At 63.0% G+C, this 2,737-nt stretch carries 2 protein-coding genes and 2 pseudogenes; all 4 read right to left on the reverse strand.

The genetic code is table 11. From position 1 onward, the window contains the following. Positions 1–112 precede the first annotated feature (112 nt). A pseudogene (gene mphR(A), locus PG883_RS23070) lies at positions 113–313 on the reverse strand (macrolide-binding transcriptional repressor MphR(A)); the annotation flags it as partial. Further along, positions 313–1,551 carry a macrolide resistance MFS transporter Mrx(A) gene (mrx(A), locus tag PG883_RS23075; RefSeq protein WP_000004159.1) on the reverse strand — a complete coding sequence of 413 codons (1,239 nt, stop codon included), beginning with the start codon at positions 1,549–1,551 and terminating at the stop codon, positions 313–315. The gene mrx(A) and the pseudogene mphR(A), both read right to left, overlap by 1 nt. Beyond that, positions 1,548–2,453, reverse strand: a complete 906-nt coding sequence (locus PG883_RS23080; RefSeq protein WP_000219391.1) for an Mph(A) family macrolide 2'-phosphotransferase — start codon at positions 2,451–2,453, stop codon at positions 1,548–1,550. The genes mrx(A) and PG883_RS23080 overlap by 4 nt, the downstream gene beginning before the upstream one ends. Before the next feature lie 121 nt (positions 2,454–2,574). Beyond that, positions 2,575–2,737 (reverse strand): annotated as a pseudogene (locus tag PG883_RS23085) (IS6 family transposase); the annotation flags it as partial.

The following is a 2,737-nucleotide window of genomic DNA, read 5'->3' on the forward strand; positions in this document are numbered from 1 at the left end:
GCCCACAGGATCACATCACCCTGGAAATGGCGCCACTTGAAATCCGTCATCGTTCCGTCCGTCCAATCTCCGCCAAGCATGCTCAAGCTTCACGATTTTTGCAACAGAGCCGCCGCACCTGCTCGACGCCGCGCTCCATCATCCTCACCAGCAGCGTATCGCGGTTGGTGAAGCGCTGGATTAACGCTGCGCGGGAGAGCCCCACCTCCTTTGCTACTCCGCTGAGCGTGAACTCTATGGGACCGCAACGCTTCAGCACTACGGTGGCGGCCTCGAGTACCTCGTCATCGGACTTGAGCTTGGGGCGGGGCATCAGTGTTCACCTTCTGTATGGGTTGGGGCGGAGGCTGTGGCTGCCGCCGCCATTGTAGCAAATTGAAGACGGAGCGAGAGTAGAGCCACGAGCCCCGCAAACACGGCCGATACAACGAGGCCAGGGAGCGGACCAGCAAGGTCGACAAACGCGCCGGCCGCAAGCATAACCATGGGCGAGGCTGACAGCATCACCGCCGAGACCGTGCCGAGTACCCGGCCGAGAAGTTCTGGCGGCGTGCGGTTGTAGATGGCAGCGTTGAGAATGGGAGAGACTGAGCCGGTCAGCAGTCCCACGAGCGCGCCCAACAACATCAGCACCGGCACGCCTGGCAACTGTGAAAGCAGAAGCGAGCCCACCGCAGAGCCACAAAATGCCACCGCCAGCCAGTTCTGCGCTGATATCCGGGCGCCGACCGACGCATGAATGGCAATGCCAAGGAGACCACCAGCCCCCATCATTGAGGAGAACAGCCCGAGCTCTGCTACTTGGCGTCCTGCATCTACAAACAGCGCAGGCATGATGACGCTGCCGTTGGCGCCAACGATGCCCACGAAGATCATCACTATACCAAAGAGAGGGCGCAGCAGGGGTTCGCTCCAGAGAAAAGCGACGCCGGCGCGCATGGAGAGAGTCGCCGTCGTGGTCATCGTCCGAGCGGCACGCGCGGGAAGCACCCACGCGCCGAGCAGACCTGCAAGGACGGAGCAGAACGCCGTCAGCCCGAGCGTTGGCGCAGCGCCAAGCAGGCCGATTGCGGCCCCCCCAAGGGCCGGGCCACCTAGAATCGCGACGTTCCCGATCACCGCTTTCAGTGACGAGACGCGCTCAACGGAGAGCCCGGCGACGTGGCCGAGTTTGGGCAGCTCACTGTCCTGCGCGGCCATACCGGGTGCGTCGAACGCGGCACCGAGCACCACGCAAGCGATCAGCCCAGTGTTCGAGAGGGCGCCAACGGCATCGAGCAGTGGGATGCTCGCCATGGCCACGCCGCCCACCACACCCGAGATCAATGCGACGGGCGCGCGCCCGAACCGATCGACGAGGCCACCACCAACCCACGCGCCGATGATGGTCGCGATGACGCTGCTAGCGGCCGTGGCGCCCGCCCAGGCCGCGCTCTTTGTATGAGACAGGACGAACCATGGAAGCGCGAGGGCCGCCACCGCGTTGCCGATCCGGAAGAGAAAGGTCGCCGCGAACAGCGTCGCGAGCGGGCTATATCGACGTTCGCTCATTCCGCTGCGGCGAGCTGCGCCTTCGCCGCAGCGAGGTACTCTTCGTTACCCGAGTCGAGGGCGAAGAGTGCGTAGGTGACCGCCCCGAACGCAAGGCGCTCCGCGATGTGGTGGGCGAGCCGCGGCCACACCCGGCCACCGGCCGCTTCATACGTGAGGAGGAGCTTCGCGAGCCCCTCTTCACCAAAGACCATAAGGTGCGCGGCCATGTCGATGGCAGGGTCATCAACGCGGGCCTCGCTCCAGTCGATCATCCCGCTGACGCGCTCCGTGTTGTCGATGAGCACATGGCCCACGTAGAGATCGCCATGCACCACCACGGAGAAATCTGGCCACGACGAATCGTCGTCGAGCCAGCGCTGCCACCGGTGGAGGCGCTTGTCGTTCACCACGAACTCGCGTCGGACGCGGTCAACGTCGTCGGCCACCTTCTGACGGGCCTGCGTCGGTGTACGGATGAGCATCCCCGCATCCACGGCGGCGGAAATGGGGACGGCATGCAGGGCGGCGAGCGCGGTCGCGAAGCTCTCCGCGAAGACCTCCGAGTCCTGCGGCACGACCCAGTCGGGCGTGGACGAACCAGGCTGGATGACCATCGCAGTCGAGTCTTCGAGCATGGGATAGGCAACGAGCTCGGCGTTGGCCACGCGCCAGTCCGGCACCGCGAACGGCAGGCGATTCTTGAGCATTGCCAGCACCCGCGCCTCTGGTTCGACCTTCGCGCTTACCTCGGCTCGGCGCGGGATGCGCAGCACCCACCGACGTCCATCGTCGACGGTGGCGATCACGATCCTATAGTCGAGCCCAAGCTCATTGACAGTCAGCGGGCCATGGAGCTTGAGCCCATGTCGGGCTGCAAGTGCGTACAGTTGGGAGGTATCGGCGGTCGTGACTACGGTCATGATTCACTCCTGAGGGCTTGACGGGTTTAGCCACCTAAATGTAACAGTCACGTCGGTTATATTCAATCCGGCACTGTTGCAAAGTTAGCGATGAGGCAGCCTTTTGTCTTATTCAAAGGCCTTACATTTCAAAAACTCTGCTTACCAGGCGCATTTCGCCCAGGGGATCACCATAATAAAATGCTGAGGCCTGGCCTTTGCGTAGTGCACGCATCACCTCAATACCTTTGATGGTGGCGTAAGCCGTCTTCATGGATTTAAATCCCAGCGTGGCGCCGATTATC

Source organism: Aeromonas sp. QDB25 (assembly GCF_027707725.1).
Taxonomy (GTDB): domain Bacteria; phylum Pseudomonadota; class Gammaproteobacteria; order Enterobacterales; family Aeromonadaceae; genus Aeromonas; species Aeromonas caviae.

Coding starts and splice junctions, on each gene's coding strand:
- PG883_RS23080 (WP_000219391.1), bottom strand. CDS start 2,453: ATGACCGTAGTCACGACCGCCGATACCTCCCAACTGTACGCACTTGCA.